Origin of the sequence: Kosakonia oryzendophytica (assembly GCF_027886705.1) — a bacterium.
Classification (GTDB): domain Bacteria; phylum Pseudomonadota; class Gammaproteobacteria; order Enterobacterales; family Enterobacteriaceae; genus Kosakonia; species Kosakonia oryzendophytica.
Window position 1 is genome coordinate 4000227 of the sequence record NZ_CP115659.1, and the last position, 26238, is coordinate 4026464.

Consider the following 26238-nt stretch of genomic DNA (forward strand, 5'->3'; position numbering starts at 1 on the left):
GAGGCGGGTAGTCTAGTGCGCACGCCCTTTCGCTGCAACCGTTAGCCGCTTTTGGATAAACAATAGAGATGAATTTTTTAGCACACCTGCACCTTGCCCATCTGGCTGACAGCTCCCTTCCCGGCAACCTGCTGGCGGATTTTGTGCGCGGCAATCCGGAGAATCTCTACCCGCAAGCGATCGTCGACGGTATTCATCTGCACCGCCGTATCGATGTGATGACCGACAATCTACCGGAGGTGAAAATTGCCCGTGAAGCTTTCCGCCCGCAAACGCGCCGGGTCGCGCCTATCACACTCGATGTGATGTGGGATCACTTCCTGTCACGCCATTGGGCACAGGTATCGCCTGATTTGCCGCTGGATGCGTTTATCCGTTACGCCCACGCGCAAGTGGCCACCATCCTGCCCGACTCCCCGCCGCGTTTCGTCAATCTGAACAATTACCTGTGGTCAGAACGCTGGATGGAACGCTACCGTGACATGCACTTTATTCAGAACGTACTCAACGGCATGGCCAACCGCCGTCCACGCCTTGAAGCACTGCGCGATTCCTGGCAGGATCTGGACGCCAATTACGCGCTGCTGGAGCGTTTATTTTGGGATTTCTACCCCAGGATGATCGCCCAGGCGAACGCCCGGTCGTTATAACGCTTGCGCTTTTGCCCATAGCCATTATCTTTATAACGATAAAAAAGAACCGTTCAATAGCCAATACCTATCTCAGCGATTGGCAGTGGCGCTTTGAGCAGGCCGTCACCTCTCCCTATAATCCCCCGCGTTGCGTTCTATTAACCTTGTAAATCAAAGGAGTACTTATGGTACTGGTGACTCGTCAGGCCCCGGACTTTACTGCTGCCGCCGTACTGGGCAACGGTGAAATCGTTGAAAACTTCAATTTCAAACAGCACACCCACGGTAAAGCCACCGTTCTGTTCTTCTGGCCGATGGACTTCACGTTCGTTTGCCCGTCAGAACTGATCGCCTTCGACAAACGCTATGCCGAATTCCAAAGCCGTGGCGTAGAAGTGGTTGGTGTCTCTTTCGATTCCGAGTTTGTTCACAACGCATGGCGTAACACGCCGGTGGAAAAAGGCGGTATCGGCGCGGTGAAATACGCAATGGTTGCTGACATCAAACGTGAAATCCAGAAAGCCTACGGTATTGAACATCCGGACGCCGGCGTTGCCCTGCGCGGCTCCTTCCTGATCGACAAAGACGGCATCGTGCGTCACCAGGTGGTAAACGACCTGCCGCTGGGACGTAACATTGATGAAATGCTGCGTATGGTTGATGCGCTGCAATTCCACGAAGAGCACGGCGAAGTGTGCCCGGCTCAGTGGGAAAAAGGCAAAGAGGGAATGAACGCCTCTCCGGACGGCGTCGCGAAATACCTGAGCGAAAACGTCTCCAGCCTGTAACCGGCAACGTTTTGCTAAAAGGCCCGCATCGCGGGCCTTTTTTGTTGCACGAAAACTAACGCGGTTTCGCTTCCCGCCAGATGCGCAGCGCCATCCACGCCAGCGCTGCCACCCCCAGTACAAGCACACCCCATACCAGCAGTGTTTTCCACATTGCCTGCCGCTCCGCAGGTGATGTCGCTGTCAGCCGCGCCTCGCCACCCAGCGTCGCGCGCGTCTGAGGCTGCGCTTGCGGTATTGCCTCTACATCGATTTGTTTACGCAACGCCAGTGGGATCAACGCATCCAGCGTTACCGCTGCGGGCTGCGCGGCCTTGTTGCCCCATGTCAGCATAAACGGCCCTTTGCCCTGCGCATTAAACAGTACCGTTTGCCGATCGCGGCTACCGTTCACCTGCGGCAATGATGCCGGTAAGCGGGCATCCAGCGTCACAATCCGCACCGCCTGCACCGGTTCATCCGGCATGGGCACAGGGACGGAGGATTGCCCGTTAAGCTGCCACAGCACCGTTTTAGTGAGGCTGCGCCAGGGCGCGTTCACTGCACTGCGCCAGCTGATTTCAACGGGTAACACGCCGTCGTCTACAAGCGTCACAGACAGCGCACTCAGTGGCTGTGGCTGCGCCCATTGATAGTGCGCTTCGCTGGCGGAAATACGCTGCCCCTCGGCGGCCATTTGTACCTGCTCTAACGGCGTCGGCTCGCTCCCCAGCGTCGCGCTGGCGTGCGTTATCGTGACCGGCAACTTCGGCGTGTCAAACACCATCAGCAGATAACGTACACCGTCGGCCGAGAACGTTTGATTGACGGTAATCTGATCCAGTTTCAACCGATCCGCACCGCTGGTCAGTTCCATGACCGGCGAATCCTGTTGCAGCAGATCCCAGTCACGCATATCGCTGCTATAAAACAGCGACACCTTGCCCTGCCAGTTTTTTACCGGCGCATCCCATACCAGCTTCAACTGTGCCAGTGTAAAGCTCTGCGGCAGATTTTCCGGCAACGCCAGCAAATAGCTCTGGCCGAGGCGTTTCGCCGTCTCCCCTTCAATGCGGATATCAATCCCGCTGGCAGACCGCAGACGTACCACGCTTTGCCCTTCGTTCTCCGTTTCTACCGGAGAGGCATCCAGCGGGAAAAGCCGTAGCGGGATCGGCGCTGGCTCAGCCGCGGCTGTTTGCTGCGTTTCCAGCGTAAACGGCACCCGTTCGCCATCATGATTAAAGATCCGCACATCGCGCAGATCCGGCCATGTGCTTTGGGCATAGACATCCAAAGGCAGGTCGACGCGGTACCAGGATGCGGTCTCCGGCAGATCGAGTGCCGCGCCCCAGGCATAATCTTGCGGCGCTTCGGGGATCTCTTCGCCGCTTAACGCGGGCAATGTGCACCCCATTAACGCCACCGCCAGTAATGCGAATACCCCTCTCATTGTTTTTCTCCCTTTTCCTGCTCCGTTGCTGCTTTTGGCGGCAGCGGCGAAAAATAACCGACAATCAACACCAGCACGGCTACGCCAATAAAGGCAATCGCCCGTGCCAGTCCACCGCCACCAGCGCTGTCCACCAGCATCAGTTTGAGCAGCACGACACCGAGCAAAACGCCGCCGCACAACCACTGCCGACGGCTGGAATGACGCGTAGCGTGGATCATCACCACCAGCGCAATCAACATCCAGAACAGGGCGAAACAGGTCTGGATCAAGCGAGACTGCCACAAACTGCCTGCATCCCACGTCACGTTTCCGTAGCAGGCCAGCGCGCGCAATAAGGCGCCATTAAGCCACCAGAAAGCCAGCGCCGCAATCGCCCACGGGCGTGCTCGCCATACCTGTGGCACCCACGCTGAATAATGTGTTTCAGCAAAGCGGCTATAGATCCACAACCCCAGCAACGCAAAAGCGGCGCCCTCTTCCAATGGGTTGATAAGTGGCAGGTACGCCAGTTCCCGTACCACGCCGTCCCCAAGGTTGGCATAAAGCAAGTACCCTAACAGCAGCGGGATCAGTGGTAACAGCGCCAACGCGCCATACAATGCAGGCCAGACGCGCACCGGCCACCTCTCTCTTCGGATCGCCGCCATCACCAGCACAATCACGATACCGCCCGCCGCCATCGGCAAACCGGCACGCCAGGGTTCAAAGCCCCAGCCAAGCGATCCGACAAACCACCACAGCTCGCTGCCCGCTGCCAGCAGCAACAGCCAGAACAGCGAAATATGCAGCCCTTGCGACAAACGCACAGGCACCATTTCGCTATCCCGGTACAGCAGAATGAGCGCCGAAGGCAGCGCAACGCACCAGGCCAGGTTTTGCCATCCGCCCGCCAGAATATGCCCCTGCACGGTAATCTGATACAGCAGCGCCATCACCATCGCGGGCCACAGCAACCAGCGGGCATAGCCCAGCTCTGACCAGCGCAAACGCTGTTGCGCCGCTCGCCACAGCCAGACGGATGCAGACAACAGCGCCAACACCACAAACGCGGCATGCGCATCGGCAACCAGCATCCGTTTCGCCGCACCACCCAGAGCAATGATCCAGAACAGAATGCCGCCCGCCAGCAACAACCAGCTGACTTCGCGCCGTATACCGCGCCACAACAGCGCCCCCGCCAGCCAGCAGCCGCTCAGTACAGCGAAAATCATCAGTACCGAGAGCGCAGGCAGACCATCCGCCGCAGCCCACAGCGCACTGAACAACGCCAGTAACAATAAGGCCGTACCGCTGTAGCTCATGCGTCGCTGGTTCTGCTGCACGCCAAGCCATATGATCCCCAGCCCTTCCAGCGCCCAGGCCATGGATGTCCAGCGCGCCGACAGCGCCAGCGGAATCGCCAGCGTGGCAAACGCGCCGCCCAGCGCCAGCGCTGCCAGTACCAGCGGTTTCGCCGTTGTCGGATAACGCTTCAGTGCCAGTGAAGCCAGCGCGAGGTAAAAGAGACCGAAACCGAGGGCGCTAAAGGCCGGGCCGTAGGCCCAGTGTTGCGTGATAGCATACTGCATACCGAAGCCCGCCAACGGCGGCGCAAACAGCAATACGCCATCGATAATACGTTCACCCCGCCGCTGCGCACGCAGGGATAACGCCACGCTTAACACGCCGAAAATAACAATATTGACCATCAGGAACAGTTGGCAGCTCAGGTAAAATTCCGGGCGATAACGCTGCATTCCCCACACACCGGCAACGCCGAAGGTGAAGAACATGCCCAGCAAATTCAGCTCACGCCAGTGCTGCCACAGGCTGATGGCGAGAATGCCAACCGAAAGCAGTAAATAGAAAGAGAACAGCGCAATGTGGCTGCCGTCGCCGGTCGAGAGCAAGATCGGCGCAAGATAACCGCCCAGACTCGCTAACAGCGCCAGACTTAGTGCTTTTTGCAATACCGCCAGCCCCACGCTCGCCGCGCAAATCACCAACAGCAGAACGAAAGCCAGCATCATCGGCAGCATTTGCCACAGCCGGAATGCGCCAAACACGGTGAGATAGAGCGCACCAACCGCGCCCCCCTGCAAAATCAGGGCAAATACCGTCTGTTTATGACGTAAACGCCAGCCCAGCCCCAGCAGCACCATCGCCGCCAGCGCGACGCTGGCAAGGCGCAACTCCAGCGGGAAAAGCGAATACTCCACGGTATAACGCAGCAGAAAAGAGAGGCCGATAAACAACAGCACAATCCCCAGTTTGGCCAGTGGATTGCCCTGCATAAACCAGCGTACCAGGGAAGAGACCAGCCCCCAGGAGGCGGTTTCGTTTTTAGGTGAGACCACGTCGGGTGATGCAACGGGCTCGATCTTAGCCACCGCAGGGCCGTCCACTTTACGGCCCCAGGGCGACACCGCCACCGGTTCACCAGTTTGCATAACCTCAACAGGTTCGCTAATGACAACAGCCTCGCTAACCGGCAACGGCTGCGCCGCAACAGGCGCAGGATCAATGTTGACCGGCGCATTGACCAACCGCTGTTCAAGCACACTCAGCCGCTGGCGCAACCGGGTGAGTTCATCCTGCGTGGCCACGCTGCGACGCCAGGCGGTGATTGCCACAATCGGCACCACCACCAGCGCAAAAAACAGCACGACCGCGCCGAAGAATAAAAGACCATCCATGTATTTCGCCTTCGCTAAAGGGGAGACGCAAAGCCCCCTTTTCGCGCTTCAGCTCAGGAGGCAGACCAAACAGAAGCGCTAATCGCCGGTAGCGTTAGCACATCATCCTGTAGCGTACCTGTACCTTCTTTAAGCCGCCAGTTTTTCCCGTGCAGCAGCGGTGAATCCTCCAGCACCACTTCACACGCTTCGCTGCGATTAATCGCCACCAGTACCCGCTGCTGCTGATAAACGCGCACAAACACCAGCACGTTTTCCTGCGCATACACAACCTGACAACCGCCGTAGCGTAACGCCTGGCTACGGGCACGCAATTTCGCCATCCGTTGGTAGAGGGCAAGTAAGCGGGTATCCTGCCGTTTCTTGTCCCACGGAAAGGGTTTGCGGCAGAAGGGATCGTTTGCGCCATCGAGCCCGACTTCATCGCCATAGTAGATGCAGGGTGTACCGGGCCAACTAAACAACCAGACCACCGCCAGTGGCAAACGGGCGACATCGTTACCCAGAACCGTCTTAAAGCGCGGCGTATCATGGCTATCGAGTTGATTGAACATGCGCAGTTGCTGTTGATGCGACAACCCGGCACGGTAGTTATCCATCCATGCCGCGCAACTTTGCGCATCCATTTTCTGGGGATCATACGCGTTATCGGTATTTGCCAGGAACGCCCATACCGGCAGCGTAAAACCGCGGTAGTTCATCGCCGCGTCTTCAACATCCGCTTGCAGCCACTGACGTGCATCGCCAAAATGTTCGCCAACGATATACGCCTGCGGTTGGGTCTCTTTCGCCGACCGGGCAATACCGGCAACGTGCAGCAGATTATTACGCGCGCCGCCATCCTCCCCCAGCATATGCACCACATCCAGCCGCCAGCCATCCATGTGCCACGGCGCTTTTAGCCAGTGGCGAACGATGCTGTCCTCACCCTGATACATTTCATCAACCAGCGTCGATGACTGGTAATCCAGCTTCGGCAAGCTCGGGTAACCCAGCCAGTCACGGGCGTGCCCCTGATCATCAAAGCTGAACCAGCTACGCCAGCGAGAGTCCGGGTTATGGCAGGCGCCCCCCGTGCCGCGATTATGCCTGTCGAACCAGGCGTTAGAATCGCCGCTGTGATTAAACACACCGTCGAGGATCAACCGCATCCCCAGGGCTTGGGTGTTGTGGCGCAAGCGCAGCAACGCCTGATCGCCACCAAACTGCGCATCAACATGGCGATAATCTTCCGTGTCATATTTATGTACGCTGGGCGCAACAAAGACCGGGTTAAGATAGAGTGCCGTCACGCCCAGCTTTTTCAGATACGGTAGCTTTTCGCTGATACCGTCCAGATCGCCGCCATAAAAGGTGGATCCCCCGGCTTCTTCCGTCAGCGGATCGTCCCAGTCGCGCAATACGATCGACTGGCCCGCGGCGTGATGGTAATAGACATTATCCTGATCGGCATCACGCGTCTGGCTGCGGGCAAAACGATCCGGGAAGATCTGATAAAACACCTGGTCGGCCACCCATTGCGGGCCGTTATCCGGTACATCCACTGCAAATTGCTCCAGCCGGGCGGGCGGAAAGCGGTTGAATCCCTGCGGGGTAAACCACAATTGCTTATCCTGCCACAACAGCTTAAAGCTGTAGCGGCGGCGCGGCTGCCCGCTCTTTAGATCCACCGCCGCCCGCCAGACGGTTACACCATTGCCGATGGTGTGACGTGCGCGATGCATCGCCAGCGGGGTTTCTTCATTATCGACTTCCACCCGTAGCGTTACCCGTGAGGGCAACGATGTCCCCGTCAGCCAGAGGGTGATAATGAGCTGGTCTTTGTGCTGTTTGACAAACGGAACAACCGGCAGGTGCCATGCGTTCAACATTAACAATCCCCTTCGTTCAAAATGACGCCACTTTTTCACAGCCCTTGCCGTCTCGCCTCCTTCTTTCGCTTTTTTTCCGGGGGTGAGAGACGGGGCGCAGATGTGATCTGACGGGATATTCACCGGGCATTTGCGTGAGTTTTTTCACGCCCGCTTCGTGCCGATGCCCGAAGTCTCGCCTCTGGCGGGTTTTTATACTGATAAAAACTATAGCGTGATAAGAGAGCGATCATGAGTAAACCGGAAATCCTCGTCATCAGTGAAATCCCTCCGCCGATGATCGATACCCTGCAACAGCATTTTGTGGTGCATCAATACTGGCAACCCGGTGCAGAAGCGGTGGTGCGCGAACGCGGGCACGTTATCCGCGGAGCATTAACCCGCGCGGCAAAAGGCATCAGCACGGCGTTGATCGGGCAGCTTCCAGCGCTGGAGGTCATTAGTGGTTTCGGTGTTGGCGTCGATGCCACCGACCTCGATACCTGCCGCAGCCGTGGCATTCACGTGAGCAATACGCCCGATGTCCTTAACGAATGCGTGGCGGATACCGGACTGGCGTTGATGCTGGCGGTAACCCGTAAAATTTGCGCCGCCGATCGTTTTGCTCGGGCAGGTGAATGGGAGCATGCCGCCTTTCCCGGTGCGTGGAAAATGAGCGGTAAGCGCTGTGGTATCGTCGGGATGGGCAACATTGGCCATGATGTCGCCGCACGCGCTGCCGCATTCCGGATGCCGATTCACTACTTCAGCCCCCGTGAGGCGCGCAACCGCCAGTGGCAACGTCATGATTCCCTTGTCAGTCTGGCAAACGCGGTGGATTTTCTGGTATTGACCCTGCCGGGCGGTGCGAAGACGCACCATATTATCAACCGCGAGGTACTGGAAGCGCTGGGGCCGGAGGGCATTCTGGTGAATATCGCGCGCGGCAGTGTGGTGGACACAGAGGCGTTAATTGCAGTGTTACAGGAAGGGAAACTGCGCGGCGCCGGGCTGGATGTGTTCGAGCAGGAACCGCATATCCCGCCCGCACTGCGCGATTTACAGAATGTGGTGTTGCTGCCGCACATCGCCAGCAACACGGCGGAAACACGCCAGGCGATGGCAGATCTCACCATCAATAACCTGGTCAGTTATTTTACTGACGGGAGAGTATTAACCCCGGTCGTGTAAACCCGCTTTGTGTACCGACCTTATGCCCGCTGGCGCGTTGCTTCGCGGGCTTGTTTCGACAATTACGCGTTACGGCGTTTAAATGCCCAGCCAATCAGCAGCAGCACAATCCACGCGAACCCCACGTACAACGAGATGCGGGTTTCCGGGTGCCAACCAATCAGCGCGATGATAAAGACCAGGAAAATCAGACCAACAACGGTGGTTGCCACCCCGCCCGGAACTTTAAACTTCAGCGCACGGACTTCGTCAGCTGACAGACGGCGACGGAAGCCTATCTGCGACAGCAAAATCATGATCCATACCCATACTGTGGCGAAGGTTGCCAGTGAGGCGATCACCAGGAAAACGTTCTCCGGCATGATGTAGTTAAGATATACCGCCAGCAACAGCGCGATAGTCATCACCATCACTGTCACCCAGGGGATCCCGCGGCGCGACGTTTTGGCGAACATCTTCGGTGCACTGCCCTGCTCAGCCATCCCGTGCAGCATACGTCCCACGCCAAACACATCGCTGTTAATCGCCGAAAGCGAGGCAGTGAGCACCACAAAATTCAGGATACCGGCAGCAAAAGTAATACCCATATGCTGGAAGGTCAGTACAAACGGGCTTCCGTCAGTGCCTACCTGGTTCCACGGGTAAATAGACATGATCACAAACAGCGTACCGACGTAAAACACCAGAATACGCATCGGTACCGAGTTGATAGCGCGCGGAATCGATGTCTCCGGATCTTTCGCTTCCCCGGCGGTGATACCGATAATCTCGATGCCGCCATAGGCGAACATCACCATTTGCAGCGCCATCACCGTACCCAGCCAACCATTACTGAAGAAACCGCCATGGCTCCATAAATTGCTGATCCCGGTTGGCTGCCCGCCGTTGCCGATCCCCCAGATAATGATGCCGAAACCGGCCACGATCATGATGATAATGGTGGCAACTTTAAAGAAGGAGAACCAGAACTCCAGTTCGCCGAAGACCTTGACGCTCATCAGGTTGATGGCGCAGATAAGCAGCACCACACTCAGCACCCAAATCCAGTGCGGCACAGTCGGGAACCAGACGCCCATGTAAATACCAAACGCGGTGACATCGGCAATGGCGACAATGAGGATTTCAAAGCAGTACGTCCAGCCGGTGATATAGCCTGCCAGCGGACCGAGGTTTTCCTGAGCGTAACGAGAAAAGGAGCTGGCGGAGGGGTTGTGCACAGACATCTCGCCCAGTGCGCGCATAATGATATACGCAGCCACACCACCAATAATGTAGGCCAGCAACACGCTTGGGCCAGCCATCTTGATTGCATCTGCGGAGCCGTAAAACAGGCCGGTGCCAATTGCCGAACCCAGCGCCATAAAGCGAATGTGTCGGGTGCTTAGCCCACGCTTCAGCTTATTAGTACTTTCCATCATTTCCACTGCCATTATTCAACACAAAAATAAAAAACCACGGAGTGCGCTACTCCGTGGTTAAAAGCCGTGTATGCCGCGATTAATGGGCGCTGGAAGTAACCTGCCGACCTGCAGCACGATCCCAGACTGCCGCCAGAACCACCATCACCAGGCTTGGCATCAGCCAGGCCAGTCCCTGTTCCGCCAGCGGCAATCGCTGGGTCCAGGCCGGAAGGTGTTCTGCAAACGCAGACGCTTTCACGCCGTCAAGGATACCAAAAAGCAGACTAATAAACATGGCCGGTGCAATAACGCGTGTGGAACTGTTCCATAAAGAGCGGGTAAAGCTCAGCACCACCAGTACGATGCACGGCGGGTAGATCATGGTCAGCACCGGAATGGAAATCTGAATCAGATGGCTCAGCCCCAGGTTGGAGACCGCCATGGAGAAGATGCCCAGAATAAAAACCAGCGTGCGGTAAGAGAGCGGCAGATACTGCGCAAAGAACTCCGCACAAGCGCAGGTCAGGCCAACCGCCGTCACCAGACAAGCAATAAAAATCAACGCGGCCAGCAGCAAACTGCCTGCTCCGCCGAAGGTATGCTGAACATAAGCATGCAGAATGGCCGCGCCGTTAGCCGACTGCTCAACCAGCGCAGAACTGTCGGAACCGAGACGGAACAGCGCCAGGTAGAGCAGCGTCAGCCCTGCGCCTGCCATCAGCCCCGCCCACACCGTATAACGGGTCAGCAAACGGGCTTCGGTGACGCCACGCGAACGCGCGGCATTGACAATAACGATGCCAAACACCATGGCCCCCAGTGTATCCATGGTCAGATAGCCATTGACGAAACCGTTAGAGAACGGCGCAGTCTGGTAGGCTTCCAGCGCATGGCTGATAGGGCCGGCAGGCCAGATAATCGCGGCAATGGCGAGAATGGTCAGCGCGATAATTTTCAGCGGCGCAAGAAAATTGCCTACGGTATCCAGCAGTTTGCCCGGATAGAGGGAGATCAGGATCACCAGAGAAAAATAGATCACGCTGTAAATCAGCAACGGGATTGCGCCCTCCCCGGTCAGCGGCGCGATACCCACTTCAAACGACACCGTCGCCGTACGCGGCGTGGCAAACAACGGCCCAACCGCCAGGTAGCACACCGTCGCCAGCAAGACGCCCGCCACTTTACCAATCGGCGAACTCAGGCTATCTACGCCACCGCCGACTTTCGCCAGAGCAACTACGGTAAGCACCGGTAAGCCCACAGCGGTGATCAGAAATCCCAGCGCCGCCGTCCAGACGTGTTCACCGGCCTGCAAACCAACCATGGGAGGGAAAATGATGTTACCTGCGCCGACGAAGAGGGCAAATGTCATAAAGCCCAGAGCAACAATGTCGCGTGGTTTTAAGTGATGGGTCATATTTTTTTACTGCCTGTGGATGTGGTGTCGTAAAAATGATGTTTTTTTCGCCTTTCCAGACCGGACGATACCGCGCCAATGTTGCGGAAAGTCAGCGGGAAATGCTCTATGCATTGCGTAGCGAAGAATAGTTTTTCGATTTACCACGCAAATACAGTTGGTCTGACAATATACGGGGCGCAATTTAAACGCTTATAACGTTTAAAGGCAAGGTGGGATCGCAAAACCAGATGCTTATACTGCCTATGAAATTAATAGCAGTTAATAACTCCAATTATAAGAAAAACACATGGCTGATCATGCGAACAAAAAAGCAGCATCCGTACAAAATACGTTTCAGGGGGAAGAAAACATCGGAATAAGCGGCCTGGTAACAGAGGTCGCTGGAAAGATAAGCTGACAGCCGCGTCAGGACGCGGCTTTTTTGGCAACCAGACGTTCCGGCAGAACAAAGCTAAAGCGCGTTCCCTTGCCGGGAGTACTGACAATTTCGAGGCGGCTTTCGTGGTGATTTACCGCATGTTTCACGATCGCCAGCCCCAGGCCGCTACCGCCGGTCTGCCGGGAGCGGGCTTTATCCACACGATAGAAACGCTCAGTGAGACGAGGAATGTGCTCGGCGGCGATGCCGGGACCGTTATCTTCAACGCTGAACTCCGCCCCCAGCGGCACACGCTGCCAACGCACGGTAATCTGCGTTCCTGCTGGCGTGTGGTTCACGGCGTTATAGACCAGGTTGGAAATCGCGCTGCGCAGTTGCTCTTCATTACCCAGTACTTTCAGCGCGCTATCGACCTCAAAATGGAAGTGATGCTTTTGCTGGCTCAGGGTTTGCGCTTCCCGCTCCACGACCCGCAGCATCATTGGCACATCAATGGTTTCGTTGGGCGGCAAGGTCGGTGCAGCCTCAATCTTCGAGAGCGTCAGTAACTGACGCACCAGCCCCTCCATCCGCGAGGTTTGTTCGCGCATGGTGTGCAGCGCTTTCTCCCGCGGTGCGCCTTCGAGCGTCTGCTCCTGCATCATCTCCAGATAGCCCTGCAGCACCGTTAATGGCGTGCGCAATTCATGGCTGACGTTGGCAAAAAAGTTACGCCGCGCCCCTTCCAGTTGATGCATTTGCGTCACGTCACGCGCCACCAGCAGCAGGTGCTCCTCGCTGTAAGGCATCACGCGGATCTCCAGGTGGCGACCGGAGTTAAGCACCAGATTCAGTGGTTTGCTAAATTCTTGTTTTTTAAGATACTGCGTAAATTCCGGATAGCGCAGCAGGTTAAGGATATTCTGCCCGCTATCGTCCGGCCAGCGCAAACCCAGCACCTGTTGCGCCAGGCCATTACACCAGAAAATCGCCCCCTCTTCGGTGGTGAGGATCACGGCGTCCGGCAGCGATTCCGCGCCGCTACGAAAGCGTTTAATCAGGCTTCCCAGCTCGCGACGGCGTTTTTTATTACGCATCTGCATCTGGTGCAGCCCGTATAACAGCGGCTCCCAGCTTCCCTTTCCGGGCGGCGGAGTCATGCTTTTATCGACCCATAACCACCACGAAAGACGCAGTAAATTCCAGAAATGCCAGATCAGCAACCCGGTTACAGCGGCTAACAAAAACCACGGCAGGTAACCAAACATGACGCCGAGAATCAAGGCGGGGATACAACAAAGGAGGAGCTCCAGCACCAGCCTTTTCCATGACAGCCGTTCCAGCACGCGTCACACTCCTGTTAAATATCAGAAACGGGTCGAAAAACGGTATCCCGTGCCGCGCACTGTTTGCACCATACGATCGTGGCCGCTGTGTTCCAGCGCTTTGCGCAGACGACGAATATGCACATCCACCGTCCGGTCTTCAACATACACATTGGTTCCCCATACGTGGTTCAACAGCTGTTCACGGCTATAAACGCGTTCCGGATGGGTCATAAAGAAGTGTAAGAGTTTAAACTCTGTCGGCCCCATATCCAGGGGATTTTCACCGGTCATCACGCGATGAGAAGAAGGATCAAGGCTCAGGCCCTGCATTTCGATCACCTCTTCTACCGCCATCGGCGAAATGCGGCGCATCACCGCTTTAATACGCGCGACCAACTCTTTGGGTGAAAAAGGTTTGGTAATGTAGTCGTCGGCCCCGGTTTCCAGACCGCGTACGCGATCCTCTTCTTCGCCGCGCGCCGTCAGCATCATGACCGGAATATCGCGGGTCATCGCTTCACGTTTGAGATGTTTAATAAACTGAATTCCGGAACCGCCAGGCAACATCCAGTCCAGTAAAACAAGATCGGGCCAGGGTTCATTAAGTTGGTTCACCGCACTGTCATAATCTTCAGCTTCCACCGGTTGAAAACCATTTTGTTCGAGCACGAAGCACACCATTTCCCGGATTGGAGCTTCGTCTTCTACGACCAGAATTCGTCTCGCCATAATTTGCCCTGTCTTATTTAAGTCATCAATATATATAGCGGCGCCATTATGCGTCAGTTTTGTGACAGATTTATGAATAACATGACCGCCAGATGACCCCAGCGAGCGCTATATGACAGTCCCTATTTTCGCCAGGTTATGTCCCTCATCTGCTTAATGTTTATAATCTGCTTTATGCTTTTTTGCCACGGAACCGCTATGCGCATTATTCACACCTCTGACTGGCACCTGGGTCAAAACTTCTACAGCAAGAGCCGCGCCACTGAACACGCCGCTTTTCTCGACTGGCTGCTGGTTGCGGCGGAAGAGAACCAGGTCGACGCCATTATTGTGGCGGGCGATGTTTTTGACACCGGCTCCCCGCCCAGCTATGCCCGTGAGCTGTATAACCGTTTTGTGGTCAAACTTCAGCAAACCGGCTGCCAGTTAGTGGTGCTGGCAGGCAACCATGATTCGGTGGCCACGCTCAACGAATCGAAAGAGATCCTCGCCTATCTGAAAACTACCGTCGTCGCCAGCGCAGGCGTAGAACCTTTCTGGCTTTACCGCCGCAACGGTGAACCGGGCGCGATATTTTGCCCGGTGCCCTTCCTGCGCCCGCGCGACCTTCTGGTCAGCCAGGCAGGATTGTCCGGGCAGGAAAAACAGCAACACCTGCTGGCGGCGATCACCGCGTATTACCAGCAACAATTTACCGCAGCCAGCGAGCTGCGCGGCGATAAACCACTGCCGATCATCGCCAGCGGCCACTTAACCACCGTCGGTGCCAGTAAAAGCGACGCCGTACGCGATATTTATATCGGCACGCTGGATGCATTCCCGGCGCAGAACTTCCCGCCCGCCGACTATATCGCCCTTGGGCATATTCATCGGGCGCAAAAGATTGGCGGTGATGAGCGCATCCGCTATTGCGGCTCGCCGATCCCACTCAGTTTTGACGAAACCGGCAAAAGCAAAAGCGTCAATCTGGTGACCTTTGACGCAGGCAAACTGGCCGACGTTACCGCACTGGATGTTCCCGCCACGCAGGCACTGGCGGTTATCAAAGGCGATTTTGCTGAGATTTGCCGCCAGCTTGAACAGTGGCGCGACAAACCTGGTGATGCGCCAGTCTGGCTGGATATCGAAATTGTCAGTGCCGAATACCTGGCCGACATGCAACGGAAAATCCAGCAGGTGACGGAAGACCTCCCGGTTGAGGTCCTGCTGGTTCGCCGTAGCCGCGAGCAGCGGGAACGCATACTGGCCGGTGAATTGCGTGAGACCCTCAATGAATTAAAAGTCGAAGAGGTATTTGCCCGTCGCCTCGCACAGGAGGAACTCGACGAGACGCAGCAGGGGCGATTACAGGCGCTGTTCAGCGAAACATTGCAGGCGCTGGACGAGGAGAAAGAAGCATGAAAATTCTCAGTTTGCGGCTGAAAAACCTTAACTCGCTGAAAGGCGAATGGAAAATCGACTTCACCGCAGAGCCCTTTGCCAGCAACGGTCTGTTTGCCATTACCGGCGCGACCGGGGCGGGCAAAACCACGCTGCTGGATGCCATCTGCCTGGCGCTGTACCACGAAACGCCGCGTCTCAGTACGTTGTCACAATCGCAAAACGATTTAATGACCCGCGACACCGCCGACTGTCTGGCAGAGGTGGAGTTTGAGGTAAAAGGCGTGGCCTACCGCGCATTCTGGAGCCAGAGTCGCGCCCGCGGTTTGCCGGACGGCAATCTGCAAGCACCTCGTGTGGAGCTGGCCACCTGCGCCGACGGGAAAATTCTCGCCGACAAAGTCAAAGATAAACTCGATCTCACTGCCTCGCTGACCGGGCTGGATTACGGGCGCTTTACCCGTTCGATGCTGCTCTCACAGGGGCAATTCGCTGCCTTTCTCAATGCGAAACCTCGCGAGCGAGCAGAATTGCTGGAAGAACTGACCGGCACCGAAATTTATGGGCAGATTTCCGCCCGGGTGTTTGAGAAACACAAAGCGGCAAAAACCCGGCTGGAAACATTACAGGCACAGGCCGAAGGGGTAGTGATACTGAATGATGAGCAACGCCACCAGCTCGAGCAAGGTTTGCAGGCGCTCACTTCGCAAGAACAGCAGATCATGGCAGAGCTAGGTAGCGCCCAGGCGCAGGCAAACTGGCTGAACCGCGATGGCGAACTGCGCGCCGCCAGAGGCCGGGCGCAGGCAGCGTTGGTACAGGCGCAACAGGCGCAGACCCGTGCACAGCCGCAACTGGCCGCGCTGGAACGCGCACAACCAGCACAACAGCTTCGCCCCCTCTGGGACAGACTGGAAGAACAACGCAACGCACTTCTTCGCACTCGCAACCAGAGCGAAGAAGTAAACACTCGCTTACAGGCCCGTTTGCTTCAACGTGCACGCATCCGCGCCAGCGCGCTGCAACAGCTCACCACCCTGCAAGCCACGCACAAAACGCTGGAGATCTGGCTGAACGAACATGCGCGTTTCCAGCGTTGGCAAAGCGAGCTGACCGGATGGCGGGCGCTGTTTAATCAATTGGACGATGAGAAAAAGCAGTGGCTGAGTCTGCAACAGCGCATCCAGAGTCATGAAACCAAACTGCGTACTCTGCCGATCGCCACGCTGGAACTCAGTGTGGAAGAGACAGCCGCTGCCATGCACCAGTGCGCGCAAAACCGCCCGCTGCGCCAGCAACTGACCGCCCTGCACGCCCGTTTTGCGCCGCTGCGCAAGCAATTAAGTCTGCGCCAGCAAAGCTTGCTCGACCTGAAGGCTGAACAGGAGACGCTCAGCGCCGGACTGGCGCGCAAGCGCGAGGTGTATAAAGAAAAAAACCAGCTTTTGAGTGAGGTCACTACCATTTGCGAGCTGGAAAACCGCATCAAAGACCTGGAGAGCGAGCGCGCCCGTCTGCAACCGGGTCATCCCTGCCCGCTGTGCGGCGCAACAGAGCACCCGGCAATTGCGCACTATCAGACGCTCGAACCGGGTGTTAACCAGGCCCGGCGTAACGCGCTGGATCTGGAAGTCCGCCAGGTCAAAGAGGAAGGCGTTGCGCTCGGCGAGCGGCTGAAAGGGCTCGCCGAGCGCTATGAAAAAGATGAGCGCGAAATTGCAACGCTGCAACAAGATGAGAAAGCGTTGCTAGAGGCATGGGCGAAAGCCTGTGCAGAGCTGAACGTGATACTGGAACCGCATCGCGAGCTGACCAGTTGGCAAAGCGCGCAGGACGCGTATGAGCATCAGTTGTATTTGCTCAATCAGCGCCAGACACTGCAACTTCAGATCCACGAATTACATCAGCAAAGCGAACATTATCAGCAGGCGGTGGTTCGTCGTCGCACCAGTCTCGCCGAGGCCTTGCAGCCGCTGGCGCTGAGTCTGCCGCCGGAAGGCGAAGAGGAAGCGTGGCTGGCCGCACGTGCGCAGGAAGCGGATCAGTGGCAACAGCAACAACAACAGCTTGTCGCCCTGCATGAGCGCATGGCGTTGCTAACGCCCATTATCGACACGCTCCCCGCCGATGAGATAGCCGTTGATGAACAGACCTTCCCGCTTGAGGGCTGGCGCCAGGTGCATAATGATTGCATTTCGCTGCACAGCCAATGGCAAACGCTGCAACACCAGCTTGCCCAGCAGAGCGAAAATGAAAAGACGCTGGAAAACCAGTTTTCCGACGCGTTGAAAAACAGTGTGTTTGCCGATCAACAGGCGTTTCTCGCCGCCTTGCTGGATGAGGGCGAACGTCAGCGGCTGGAGCAGTTACGGCAGCAACTTGAACGCGATTGCCAACAGAAGCAGGCGCTTGCCGCCAGCGCTGAGCAGGCTGTCGCGGCGCACCAGGCGCAACGTCCCGCCGGAATGGACCTCAATAGCACAACGGAGAGTGCCAGCTCGGTGCTGGAACAACTCGGTCGCCAGCTACGGGAAAATACCACTCGCCAGGGCGAGTTTCGCCAGCAACTGAAGCAGGATAGCGATAACCGCCAGCGCCAGATAAACGTATTGCAGGAGATAGAACAGGCCACCGCGCGCTGTGACGATTGGGGGCATCTGAATGCGTTGATCGGCTCCAAAGAGGGAGATAAGTTCCGCAAATTCGCGCAGGGCTTAACGCTGGATAATCTGGTGTGGCTGGCGAACAATCAGCTGACTCGCCTGCATGGCCGCTATTTGTTGAAACGCAAAGCCAGCGAAGCGCTGGAACTGGAAGTGGTAGACACCTGGCAGGCGGACGCCGTGCGTGATACGCGCACGCTCTCCGGCGGCGAAAGTTTCCTGGTCAGCCTGGCGCTGGCACTGGCACTGTCCGACCTGGTGAGTCACAAAACCCGCATCGATTCGCTGTTCCTGGATGAGGGGTTCGGCACCCTGGACAGCGAAACACTGGATACCGCTCTCGATGCCCTGGACGCCCTCAATGCCAGCGGCAAGACCATTGGCGTTATCAGCCACGTCGAAGCAATGAAAGAGCGTATTCCGGTGCAGATCAAAGTGAAGAAGATCAACGGCCTGGGTTACAGCAAACTCGACGGCAAATACGCGGTGTTGTCGCGCTGACGGGCAGGCCTGATAAGCAAAGTGCCATCAGGCCTGCACACTCATACACTCACTGATTACTCGCCCAGCGGCCATAACCAGGCCGCGCCACGCACGCCGCTGGAATCGCCGTGCAGCGCCTTACGGATCGGGGTCTCGCACTCGCCGCCAAAGACCCAGTTTTTCACCAACCCTGGCACCGTTTGGTACAGACGATCCACGTTGCTCATCCCACCACCGAGTACAATCACATCCGGATCGAGAATATTGACCACATGCGCCAGCGACTTGGCAAGCCGTAGCTCATAACGGCTCAACGCTAACTCCGCCACCGGATCCTGCGCTTCCGCCAGACGAATAATCTCACTTCCCTTTAACGGCTGCCCCCCCAAACGGTGGTAATCGGTCGCAAAACCGGTGCCGGAAATAAACGTCTCAATACACCCCTGTTTACCACAATAGCAGGAGACTTCAGCGCGATAACGTAGCTCGTCGTCATCCATCCACGGCAGCGGATTATGCCCCCACTCTCCCGCGGTGCCATTACCCCCAATGTGTGAATGCCCGTTAATCGCAATACCGGAACCGCAACCGGTGCCGATAATCACAGCGAAAACGGTATGCTCGCCTGCCGCTGCGCCATCCACGGCTTCAGATACCGCCAGGCAGTTAGCGTCATTGGCCAGTCGCACTTCACGGTTCAGCCGCTGACTCAAATCCCTGTCGAACGGTTTACCGTTAAGCCACGTGGAGTTCGCATTTTTCACCACCCCGGTGTAGGGCGAAATCGACCCCGGGATCCCCATACCGACCGTGCCGCTCTGGCCCGTCTCTTTTTCCGTCAGATCCACCAACGAAGCAATCAGCTCTATGGTTTGCAGATAATCATGCGGCGTGGGCTGACGATGGCGAAATAACACGTTGCCGCTGTCGTCCAGCGCAATAATTTCTGTTTTTGTCCCACCTAAATCGATACCGATACGCACATCAAACTCCTCATAGTGGACCACGCATTAGCAATGCAACGACGACAACAATTCGCTATCATGCCCGCTGCATTTAACGACAAGGCCGTGGAAAAAATCATGCTGTGGTTCAAAAATTTAATGGTATACCGTCTCAGCCGCGATGTTGCGCTGCGTGCGGAAGAGATGGAAAAACAGCTTGCCCCACTATCGTTTACTCCATGCGGTAGTCAGGATATGGCGAAAACCGGATGGGTTCCACCGATGGGTTCACACAGCGACGCGCTGACCCATACCGCTAATGGCCAGATTGTTATCTGCGCCCGCAAAGAAGAAAAAATTCTACCGACGCCGGTGGTCAAGCAAGCACTGGAAGCCAAAATTTCCCGTCTCGAAGCTGAACAGGGCCGTAAACTGAAAAAAACGGAAAAAGACTCCCTGAAAGATGAAGTGCTGCACTCCCTGTTGCCGCGCGCGTTCAGCCGCTTCAGCCAGACCATGATGTGGATCGACACCGTCAACGGCTTAATTATGGTTGACTGCGCCAGCGCCAAAAAAGCCGAAGATACGCTGGCATTGCTGCGTAAAAGCCTCGGTTCTCTGCCGGTGGTTCCGCTGGCGATGGAGAACCCGATTGAACTGACGCTAACTGAGTGGGTCCGCTCCGGCACTGTTGCACAAGGGTTTCAGTTACTGGATGAAGCTGAACTCAAAGCGATGCTGGAAGATGGCGGCGTGATCCGCGCGAAAAAACAGGATCTGGTGAGTGACGAAATCGCCGTTCATATTGAAGCCGGCAAGGTGGTCACTAAACTGGCTCTCGACTGGCAGCAACGCATCCAGTTCCTGATGTGCGACGATGGTTCCATTAAGCGCCTGAAGTTCTCTGACGAACTGCGCGATCAGAACGAAGATATCGACCGGGATGATTATGCGCAGCGCTTTGATGCCGATTTTATTCTGATGACCGGCGAGCTGGCGGCATTGATTCAAAATCTGGTGGAAGGTTTAGGCGGCGAAGCGCAACGCTAAACCGCTCTTGCCGGATGGCGCGCCACCTTATCAATCCTGCACAATGACGTGCAGGTCAGCTAAGGCAGAGTCGTCATCCGGCGGCATGATTTACAAATAGCGGCAGAGATAAGAGCTCGGTTCCGCGACCTGCAAATGGAATTCACTGTGGCCTGGCACGTTGAACACGTCGCCGGCGCTATAGACTTTCCATACGGTTTCACCGGGTAGCAACACATTCAGCGCGCCGCTCACTACCGTCATCTCTTCAGGCTGCGCAGTCCCGAAAGTGTATTCCCCTTCCGCCATAACACCTACGCTGGCACGGCCAGTGCTACTGCTGGTAAACCCAATGGATTTCACTTTACCGGAAAAGTATTCGTTACTTTGAAGCATGAACTGGCCCTTTTAAAAAATGTATGAAAAAACAATATAGAGGCCGTGCTTTGCTTCTGTCACGCGAAATTGCGCAGTACTGCGGCCTAGACCAGCAGTTCTGACGCGAGGCGCGCCGCCAGTACATTAGATAATAAAACCGGAACATCCAGCGCTTTCTGGAGTAAATCGCGGTGCTTCTGATGGAAACCGAGACAATCGAGCATTAACACATCTGCGCCTTGCTCCAGTAGCGTCTTTCCGGCGCTGATCAATTCAGACTCTGTCGCCAGCCAGGGATGGGCCAGCACATAGTAAGGCTCGTTTTCCAGCACCTGCCATTTTCTTTTTTGCTGCGCCATCAATTCCGGGATCGGCACCATTACGCCGACCTGGTGGCCATCGACAATGGAGGCCACCAAAGGAGGGATAATGCGCTGCGGCTCTACGAGGATGGCATTACGCGCGACCAGCCCCTGAATATCTGCCGTACTCAGTAACAGGATCACATCGTAACCCTGGTTATCCAGCACTTCGATGATGCTTTGCAGGTCGCGCTCGACTTTTGCGCGAGAGAGCATTCCCAGGCTGTCATCCTGCAAACGCGTAGGAATAGCGACGTCGCCTGCTTCAACGCGATATTCACTGCGCACCTCATCGGGAGACATTTTACCCAACAGGCTGATATGGGTGATCTGCTGCGCTGACACATGCTCTGTCAGGAGCGGTAAGGTCTCTTCTACCGGCACCACACCAATGGTGAGGATCGCCAAAGTCGCACTCATTCTGCTTTCCGCCTTTCAATCATTCTGACTGCTTATGCGTTAACCACTGCCATAGCAGATGCCACTGCACGTAGGGCAAACGGACCGCTCCCGTGTTCATGTAGATTCCAGTAATTAATGAAATATACCAACTGAGGGGCGATCAGCCAGCCCCAAAATGTGACGTAAGCCCGTTTCTAAAATTTTCAGAAAATAATACCGCTGGTTGACTATCCGGCTTAGGTTTTCTCCGGATCTTCATAGCGTTTTTTAGCATCCAGCGCTTCCTGTTCGGTAGGATGCTCACTGATTAATGCATCGGGCTTAGGATGATCTGCTCGTAGCTGGTACCAGGTAACCGTCTGAGTGCCTGTACCTTTTTCAACGGCAACAATGCGGGCTTCACGCGGATAGGGTGGTTTCGTCGGCATAGCTCTTCCTTTTTTATCGGTCGGGCTATTAAGTATAGACAAACGTTTCGCTAACTGGCGCGAGCCAGCTGTAATGCCGCTTCAATGTCCGTCACCACCTGCTCCGGCGGGAGTGCGGCATCCACCACATAGTGTGCAGCTTCACGGTATAGCGCATCGCGGAGCGCCAGCACTTCACTCACCTCTTCGCTGATAGGCTTGCCGGTTAGCGTTGGGCGCTGCCCCTCTTCCGGGAAAGCTTCCAGCCGATCGGCCAGTACAGACACCGGTGCACACAGATAGATCACCACACCCTTTTCACGCATAAAACGGCGGTTATATTCGCTAAGAACAATGCCGCCTCCGGTGGCGATCACCCGCGCGGGCGCGGTTACCGCCTCCAGCGCCGCCGTTTCTTTTGCCCGAAATCCATCCCACCCTTCATTATCAACAATGGTCGCAATACTTTGCTTAACCTCTTCCTGCAACCAGTGATCGGTATCGATAAACTCACATCCCTGCGCCAGCGCCAGCGCCAGGCCCACGGTGGTTTTACCGCAACCGCGTGCGCCAACTAAAAAAATGGGTAGCGTCATGAACTGGTGTTTCCTCCGGGTCCTACGCAACACAGGACGGATAATGAGACAGCGAATGATACCACTTAACTAGTACAATATTCACCGTAAAATTTACGTTACACTTTTATGTCCACCACGGAGGATAATCTCATTTCACCCAGAGCTGATAACGAGTGTGGCTGTAAAGATTACGTGGCAACATATGTAGCGGCAACATTACTGAATGTATCACAGGCTGGCAAGCCCGCAAGGCGGCAAACCATACCCTGTTACGCGAGGTTGTGCAAAAATTATTCTGTCTGGCGGCGCTTAACTTCCAGCAGCCATTTATCCAGTTGCGCGGCGAACTGCTGACGATCCCGCTGCGAGAGGCTATCCGGGCCGCCTGTCTGGATACCGCTGGCACGCAGCGTATCCATAAAATCACGCAGGGTCAGTTTTTCACGAATGGTGGCTTCAGTATAGCGTTCACCGCGCGGGTTCAGCGCCGCAGCGCCTTTGGCCAGCACTTCCGCCGCCAGGGGAATATCCGCCGTGATCACCAAATCCTCTGCGCTACACAGCCGCACAATTTCGTTATCGGCCACATCAAACCCTGCCGGCACTCTCAACGTGCGGATCACTCGCGACGGTGGGACGCGCAAACTCTGGTTAGCCACCAGCGTAAGGGGGGTTTGCGTGCGCTCAGCGGCGCGGAATAAAATCTCTTTGATCACGTTCGGACAGGCGTCCGCATCGACCCAAATCGCCATAGTTGCTCCTTTTGATTGCGCTGCATTGTCGCTTTAATTCCCCGTCGGGGAAAGTCGCGCGATCGTCGCAGAAGCTTTAGCCCTGCGCGGAAATCCACGTTAAGCTATATGCCACAAGCAATTACAAGCAGAGAGACAGACGTGATGGAAAAAAAAATCGGTTTTATCGGCTGCGGTAACATGGGTAAGGCGATCCTCGGTGGCCTGATTTCCAGCGGCCAGGTTCTGCCAGGACAAATCTGGGTGTACACCCCGTCACCCGATAAAGTCGCCGCCCTGCACGATCAGTTTGGCATCAATGCGGCGCAAAGCGCGCAGGAAGTGGCGCAGATCGCCGACATCGTCTTTGGTGCCGTTAAGCCGAACATCATGGTGAAAGTGCTGAGTGAAGTAGCGTCCAGCCTGAATAAAGAGACGCTGGTTGTCTCAATTGCCGCCGGCGTGACGCTCGATCAACTGGCGCGCGCACTCGGCCACGATCGTAAAATTGTGCGTGCTATGCCGAATACTCCCTCGCTGGTGAACGCCGGGATGACCTCCATTACGCCAAACGCCCTTGTGACGCCGGAAGAGACCGCTGATGTCCTCAATATCTTCCGCTGCTTTGGTGAAGCCGAAGTGATTGCCGAACCGATGATCCACCCGGTCGTCGGCGTGAGCGGCTCCGCGCCCGCTTACGTATTTATGTTTATCGAAGCGATGGCGGATGCTGCTGTGTTGGGTGGGATGCCGCGCGCGCAGGCTTACAAATTTGCCGCACAGGCGGTCATGGGCTCAGCCAAAATGGTGCTGGAAACCGGCAAACACCCGGGCGAGCTGAAAGATATGGTCTGCTCCCCTGGCGGCACCACCATTGAAGCGGTAAAAGTACTGGAAGAGAAAGGCTTCCGTTCGGCGGTCATTGAGGCCATCGAAGCCTGCATGGCAAAGTCCGATAAACTCAGCAAGTAACTCGCCGCCTCTCCCCAACGGGGAGAGGGTTTCAGCGCCTGTCAGGCCAGTATTTCGCTGGCAACATTAATACTGACAGGCTGCTGCATTTTCAACAGTAACCCCGCCGTCGCGCTGTACTCGCCACAGCTTAATACAGCTTTTAACACTCCCGCTTCGCCGTATAGCACAGCAAAACGTTTATCATCAAACGAACCGAGCATTTTGATGCTGTCCCACTCGCGGGCATAACCAAGGTACTCGAAACGGGTGCCAAAGTGGGTGGTCCAGAAAAACGGCACCCGATCAAACGCATGATGTTCGCCCAGCATATTCAGCGCTGCAATATGCCCTTGCTGCTGTGCCACGCGCCAGTGTTCAATCCGTCTGCGCCCTTCTGGCGCCGGATAGCTGGCAATATCGCCCACTGCCCAAACATCCGGTGCGGCGCTCAGGGTTTCATCCACGCTCAGGCTACCGTCTTGTTCATGGGGCAGATCGTGGGCTAACTCCGTGGCGGGGCGCACACCTGTCGCGAAGACCACCACATGCGCAGGCAGGGTGTGACCATTTTTCAGCTTCACCCCCTGCACATGGCCATTTCCTTCCAGCGCGACCGGCTCGCCGGTCATAAATTTCACACCATTTTGCTTATGTAGCTCCCGGAAACGCCGCCCTATCTCTTCACCAAATTGCGGTACAAACGGCAGCGCATGGCGCGACAGCACCGTGACATCAATATCCTGGTTACGCAGCGCCGCCGCCAGTTCCATGGCGATGAAACTGTTGCCGATCACCACCAGTTGTTGCTCCTGCTCCACCTCGTTGAGCAGGCGCTGCGCCTGATGAATATCCCGTAAGACATGCACACCCGCCTGGTGATTACCGGGGATCTCGGGCCACACTGGCTGGCCGCCTGTCGCCAGTAACAATTTGTCGTAGTGAACAGACCGCCCGGTAGCAAGCGTTATCTGATGCGCGTGGCAATCGAGCGCCGTCACCTCTTCGCGCAGACACTCAACACCGGGCTGACTGTAAAATGCGTCATCCAGTAGATGGGGAACCTCGCTGATTTTCATTTTACCGGCGGGGACAAATTTACTCAGCGCCGTGCGATCATAAGGTGCGCCATCGTCTTTATCGATCAGGATCAGATGCCCCGAAAAACCCGCGTCACGCAACGTGATCGCCGCTGCGCTGCCTGCGGCCCCCGTGCCAAGGATCACCGCTGTTTGCGGGCGATCGCCGCGAATGTTCGGTCTGCTGGCGGGAGAACTTGGACGCGGGTTCACTAATACACGGTTTTGCTCAATGAGCACCGGGTACTGCTTGAGGTTGGTCAACGCCAGCGGTTCGCGCCACTCGCCATTGGTAATATCAAACGCGGCTTTATGCCAGGGGCACACCAGTTTGCCGTCGCAAATCGCCCCCTTTTCCAGCGGCCCGCCCGCATGGGGGCATTTGCTCTGAAAGGCACGAACCTGACCAAGCGAGCGGATAAGGATCAGGGAGGTTCCCGCCACATCCACTTTTACCGGTTGGTTTTCCGGCAAGGAATTGAGATCGGTAACGTATTGATAGTTCATCATATTGCTCCCGTGTCAGTGTTGCAAAAACGGGCGTCACGCCAGACAGCGCACAACCACGAGGAGAGGGAAAAAGAGAACGTTGCTCACTTGTTAAGCCTGGCAGAGATTGGCCAGCGGGCAACCAGGTAGAGAAGACAGGTACAGGAGGGTGAGCGCAGCCAACCGCTCACCCTTTTTTTAGCCCTGTTTTTTCAGGCAGGCGCTCATGAATTTACTGCGATCGTCGCCCTTCAGCGATTGCTGCGTTGCCTGCGCATTACACTCGCGCATGCGTTGCTGCTGCGGCGTCAGGCTTTTCTGACCGGGTTCTGTTTTGGTGTTCTTCAGGCAGTCGCTCATATAGTGCTTACGGGCATCGCCTGAGAGCGTTTGCGCCGTAGCCTGTTGATTACACAGGGTCATACGTTGTTGCTGAGGGGTAAGATTTTTTTCGGCGGCGCCCAGCGCCGTGACAAACAGCAGACCGAATACGAGGGTAACCAAGAATGTTATTTTCATCGCACCATCCTTCTGTCAGTGTGGCTCTTTAAGGATG

22 protein-coding genes are annotated in these 26238 nt (G+C 56.2%); 7 read left to right on the top strand and 15 right to left on the bottom strand.

Annotated features, from left to right (window positions below; genetic code table 11):
* Positions 1–68: 68 nt before the first annotated feature.
* Positions 69–650 carry an ACP phosphodiesterase gene (gene acpH / locus O9K67_RS19395; RefSeq protein ID WP_061497245.1) on the top strand — a complete coding sequence of 194 codons (582 nt, stop codon included), beginning with the start codon at positions 69–71 and terminating at the stop codon, positions 648–650.
* A gap of 167 nt (positions 651–817) precedes the next feature.
* Positions 818–1420: a peroxiredoxin C gene (locus O9K67_RS19400; protein WP_061497248.1), complete on the top strand. Its 603-nt coding sequence runs from the start codon at positions 818–820 to the stop codon at positions 1418–1420.
* 55 nt (positions 1421–1475) lie between these two features.
* On the opposite strand, the gene O9K67_RS19405 is transcribed toward O9K67_RS19400, so the two are convergent.
* Genes O9K67_RS19405 through malZ form a run of 3 tightly spaced genes read right to left on the bottom strand, consistent with a single transcriptional unit; the run spans position 1476 to position 7401 of the window.
* Positions 1476–2852 (bottom strand): DUF3999 domain-containing protein, encoded by a 1377-nt coding sequence (locus O9K67_RS19405; protein ID WP_061497250.1) that lies wholly within the window; start codon positions 2850–2852, stop codon positions 1476–1478.
* Positions 2849–5530 (bottom strand): DUF2339 domain-containing protein, encoded by a 2682-nt coding sequence (locus tag O9K67_RS19410; protein ID WP_061497251.1) that lies wholly within the window; start codon positions 5528–5530, stop codon positions 2849–2851. The genes O9K67_RS19405 and O9K67_RS19410 overlap by 4 nt, the downstream gene beginning before the upstream one ends.
* 53 nt (positions 5531–5583) lie before the next feature.
* The gene (gene malZ, locus O9K67_RS19415) at positions 5584–7401 is read right to left on the bottom strand and encodes a maltodextrin glucosidase (RefSeq protein WP_061497252.1); all 1818 of its coding nucleotides are present in this window, start codon (positions 7399–7401) and stop codon (positions 5584–5586) included.
* Positions 7402–7632: 231 nt separating this feature from the next.
* On the opposite strand from malZ, the gene O9K67_RS19420 reads away from it, so the two are divergent.
* Positions 7633–8571 carry a 2-hydroxyacid dehydrogenase gene (locus tag O9K67_RS19420; protein ID WP_061497253.1) on the top strand — a complete coding sequence of 313 codons (939 nt, stop codon included), beginning with the start codon at positions 7633–7635 and terminating at the stop codon, positions 8569–8571.
* Between the two features lie 62 nt (positions 8572–8633).
* Here the strand turns inward: O9K67_RS19420 and proY are convergent, their stop codons facing one another.
* The 4 genes from proY to phoB form a co-directional block, all read right to left on the bottom strand.
* The gene (gene proY / locus O9K67_RS19425; RefSeq protein ID WP_061500135.1) at positions 8634–9986 is read right to left on the bottom strand and encodes a proline-specific permease ProY; all 1353 of its coding nucleotides are present in this window, start codon (positions 9984–9986) and stop codon (positions 8634–8636) included.
* A gap of 82 nt (positions 9987–10068) precedes the next feature.
* Positions 10069–11388 carry a branched-chain amino acid transporter carrier protein BrnQ gene (brnQ, locus tag O9K67_RS19430; RefSeq protein ID WP_061497255.1) on the bottom strand — a complete coding sequence of 440 codons (1320 nt, stop codon included), beginning with the start codon at positions 11386–11388 and terminating at the stop codon, positions 10069–10071.
* A 408-nt stretch (positions 11389–11796) separates the two neighbouring features.
* Positions 11797–13095 (bottom strand): phosphate regulon sensor histidine kinase PhoR, encoded by a 1299-nt coding sequence (phoR, locus tag O9K67_RS19435; protein ID WP_061497257.1) that lies wholly within the window; start codon positions 13093–13095, stop codon positions 11797–11799.
* 21 nt (positions 13096–13116) lie between these two features.
* Positions 13117–13806, bottom strand: coding sequence for a phosphate response regulator transcription factor PhoB (gene phoB / locus O9K67_RS19440; RefSeq protein WP_007373472.1), 690 nt, complete (start codon positions 13804–13806; stop codon positions 13117–13119).
* 198 nt (positions 13807–14004) lie between these two features.
* Here phoB and sbcD point away from each other — a divergent pair, with 198 nt between their 5' ends.
* Together sbcD and sbcC are read left to right on the top strand one after the other, a co-directional pair.
* Positions 14005–15207, top strand: coding sequence for an exonuclease subunit SbcD (gene sbcD / locus O9K67_RS19445; protein WP_061497259.1), 1203 nt, complete (start codon positions 14005–14007; stop codon positions 15205–15207).
* Entirely contained in the window at positions 15204–18350 is a 3147-nt protein-coding gene (gene sbcC / locus O9K67_RS19450) for an exonuclease subunit SbcC (protein ID WP_061497260.1), read from the top strand. Before sbcD ends, sbcC begins: the two co-directional genes overlap by 4 nt.
* A 56-nt stretch (positions 18351–18406) precedes the next feature.
* On the opposite strand, the gene mak is transcribed toward sbcC, so the two are convergent.
* A complete protein-coding gene (gene mak / locus O9K67_RS19455) occupies positions 18407–19315 on the bottom strand; it encodes a fructokinase (RefSeq protein ID WP_061497262.1) in 909 nt (302 codons plus the stop codon).
* Positions 19316–19414: 99 nt separating this feature from the next.
* Between mak and rdgC the strand changes: the two genes are divergently transcribed.
* Positions 19415–20326, top strand: coding sequence for a recombination-associated protein RdgC (gene rdgC, locus O9K67_RS19460; protein WP_061500138.1), 912 nt, complete (start codon positions 19415–19417; stop codon positions 20324–20326).
* A gap of 90 nt (positions 20327–20416) precedes the next feature.
* On the opposite strand, the gene ppnP is transcribed toward rdgC, so the two are convergent.
* The 5 genes from ppnP to O9K67_RS19485 form a co-directional block, all read right to left on the bottom strand.
* Positions 20417–20701, bottom strand: coding sequence for a pyrimidine/purine nucleoside phosphorylase (ppnP, locus tag O9K67_RS19465; RefSeq protein WP_061497265.1), 285 nt, complete (start codon positions 20699–20701; stop codon positions 20417–20419).
* An 86-nt stretch (positions 20702–20787) separates the two neighbouring features.
* Positions 20788–21465 carry an AroM family protein gene (locus tag O9K67_RS19470; protein ID WP_061497266.1) on the bottom strand — a complete coding sequence of 226 codons (678 nt, stop codon included), beginning with the start codon at positions 21463–21465 and terminating at the stop codon, positions 20788–20790.
* Between the two features lie 218 nt (positions 21466–21683).
* The gene (gene yaiA, locus O9K67_RS19475; RefSeq protein WP_061497268.1) at positions 21684–21875 is read right to left on the bottom strand and encodes a protein YaiA; all 192 of its coding nucleotides are present in this window, start codon (positions 21873–21875) and stop codon (positions 21684–21686) included.
* A 50-nt stretch (positions 21876–21925) separates the two neighbouring features.
* Positions 21926–22450, bottom strand: a complete 525-nt coding sequence (gene aroL, locus O9K67_RS19480) for a shikimate kinase AroL (protein WP_061497270.1) — start codon at positions 22448–22450, stop codon at positions 21926–21928.
* Between the two features lie 272 nt (positions 22451–22722).
* The gene (locus O9K67_RS19485) at positions 22723–23184 is read right to left on the bottom strand and encodes a YaiI/YqxD family protein (protein WP_061497272.1); all 462 of its coding nucleotides are present in this window, start codon (positions 23182–23184) and stop codon (positions 22723–22725) included.
* A gap of 144 nt (positions 23185–23328) precedes the next feature.
* Between O9K67_RS19485 and proC the strand changes: the two genes are divergently transcribed.
* Positions 23329–24135 carry a pyrroline-5-carboxylate reductase gene (gene proC / locus O9K67_RS19490; protein WP_061497274.1) on the top strand — a complete coding sequence of 269 codons (807 nt, stop codon included), beginning with the start codon at positions 23329–23331 and terminating at the stop codon, positions 24133–24135.
* Positions 24136–24176: 41 nt separating this feature from the next.
* Here the strand turns inward: proC and O9K67_RS19495 are convergent, their stop codons facing one another.
* The gene (locus tag O9K67_RS19495; RefSeq protein ID WP_061497277.1) at positions 24177–25700 is read right to left on the bottom strand and encodes an FAD-dependent oxidoreductase; all 1524 of its coding nucleotides are present in this window, start codon (positions 25698–25700) and stop codon (positions 24177–24179) included.
* 180 nt (positions 25701–25880) lie between these two features.
* Positions 25881–26201, bottom strand: a complete 321-nt coding sequence (gene psiF, locus O9K67_RS19500) for a phosphate starvation-inducible protein PsiF (RefSeq protein ID WP_061497279.1) — start codon at positions 26199–26201, stop codon at positions 25881–25883.
* Positions 26202–26238: the final 37 nt, after the last annotated feature.

Excerpts from the sequence above, each read along its gene's own strand:
- acpH (WP_061497245.1), top strand. The coding sequence starts at position 69 with ATGAATTTTTTAGCACACCTGCACCTTGCCCATCTGGCTGACAGCTCC.
- O9K67_RS19400 (WP_061497248.1), top strand. The coding sequence starts at position 818 with ATGGTACTGGTGACTCGTCAGGCCCCGGACTTTACTGCTGCCGCCGTA.
- O9K67_RS19405 (WP_061497250.1), bottom strand. The coding sequence starts at position 2,852 with ATGAGAGGGGTATTCGCATTACTGGCGGTGGCGTTAATGGGGTGCACA.
- O9K67_RS19410 (WP_061497251.1), bottom strand. The coding sequence starts at position 5,530 with ATGGATGGTCTTTTATTCTTCGGCGCGGTCGTGCTGTTTTTTGCGCTG.
- malZ (WP_061497252.1), bottom strand. The coding sequence starts at position 7,401 with ATGTTGAACGCATGGCACCTGCCGGTTGTTCCGTTTGTCAAACAGCAC.
- O9K67_RS19420 (WP_061497253.1), top strand. The coding sequence starts at position 7,633 with ATGAGTAAACCGGAAATCCTCGTCATCAGTGAAATCCCTCCGCCGATG.
- proY (WP_061500135.1), bottom strand. The coding sequence starts at position 9,986 with ATGGAAAGTACTAATAAGCTGAAGCGTGGGCTAAGCACCCGACACATT.
- brnQ (WP_061497255.1), bottom strand. The coding sequence starts at position 11,388 with ATGACCCATCACTTAAAACCACGCGACATTGTTGCTCTGGGCTTTATG.
- phoB (WP_007373472.1), bottom strand. The coding sequence starts at position 13,806 with ATGGCGAGACGAATTCTGGTCGTAGAAGACGAAGCTCCAATCCGGGAA.
- sbcD (WP_061497259.1), top strand. The coding sequence starts at position 14,005 with ATGCGCATTATTCACACCTCTGACTGGCACCTGGGTCAAAACTTCTAC.
- sbcC (WP_061497260.1), top strand. The coding sequence starts at position 15,204 with ATGAAAATTCTCAGTTTGCGGCTGAAAAACCTTAACTCGCTGAAAGGC.
- rdgC (WP_061500138.1), top strand. The coding sequence starts at position 19,415 with ATGCTGTGGTTCAAAAATTTAATGGTATACCGTCTCAGCCGCGATGTT.
- ppnP (WP_061497265.1), bottom strand. The coding sequence starts at position 20,701 with ATGCTTCAAAGTAACGAATACTTTTCCGGTAAAGTGAAATCCATTGGG.
- O9K67_RS19470 (WP_061497266.1), bottom strand. The coding sequence starts at position 21,465 with ATGAGTGCGACTTTGGCGATCCTCACCATTGGTGTGGTGCCGGTAGAA.
- yaiA (WP_061497268.1), bottom strand. The coding sequence starts at position 21,875 with ATGCCGACGAAACCACCCTATCCGCGTGAAGCCCGCATTGTTGCCGTT.
- aroL (WP_061497270.1), bottom strand. The coding sequence starts at position 22,450 with ATGACGCTACCCATTTTTTTAGTTGGCGCACGCGGTTGCGGTAAAACC.
- O9K67_RS19485 (WP_061497272.1), bottom strand. The coding sequence starts at position 23,184 with ATGGCGATTTGGGTCGATGCGGACGCCTGTCCGAACGTGATCAAAGAG.
- proC (WP_061497274.1), top strand. The coding sequence starts at position 23,329 with ATGGAAAAAAAAATCGGTTTTATCGGCTGCGGTAACATGGGTAAGGCG.
- O9K67_RS19495 (WP_061497277.1), bottom strand. The coding sequence starts at position 25,700 with ATGAACTATCAATACGTTACCGATCTCAATTCCTTGCCGGAAAACCAA.
- psiF (WP_061497279.1), bottom strand. The coding sequence starts at position 26,201 with ATGAAAATAACATTCTTGGTTACCCTCGTATTCGGTCTGCTGTTTGTC.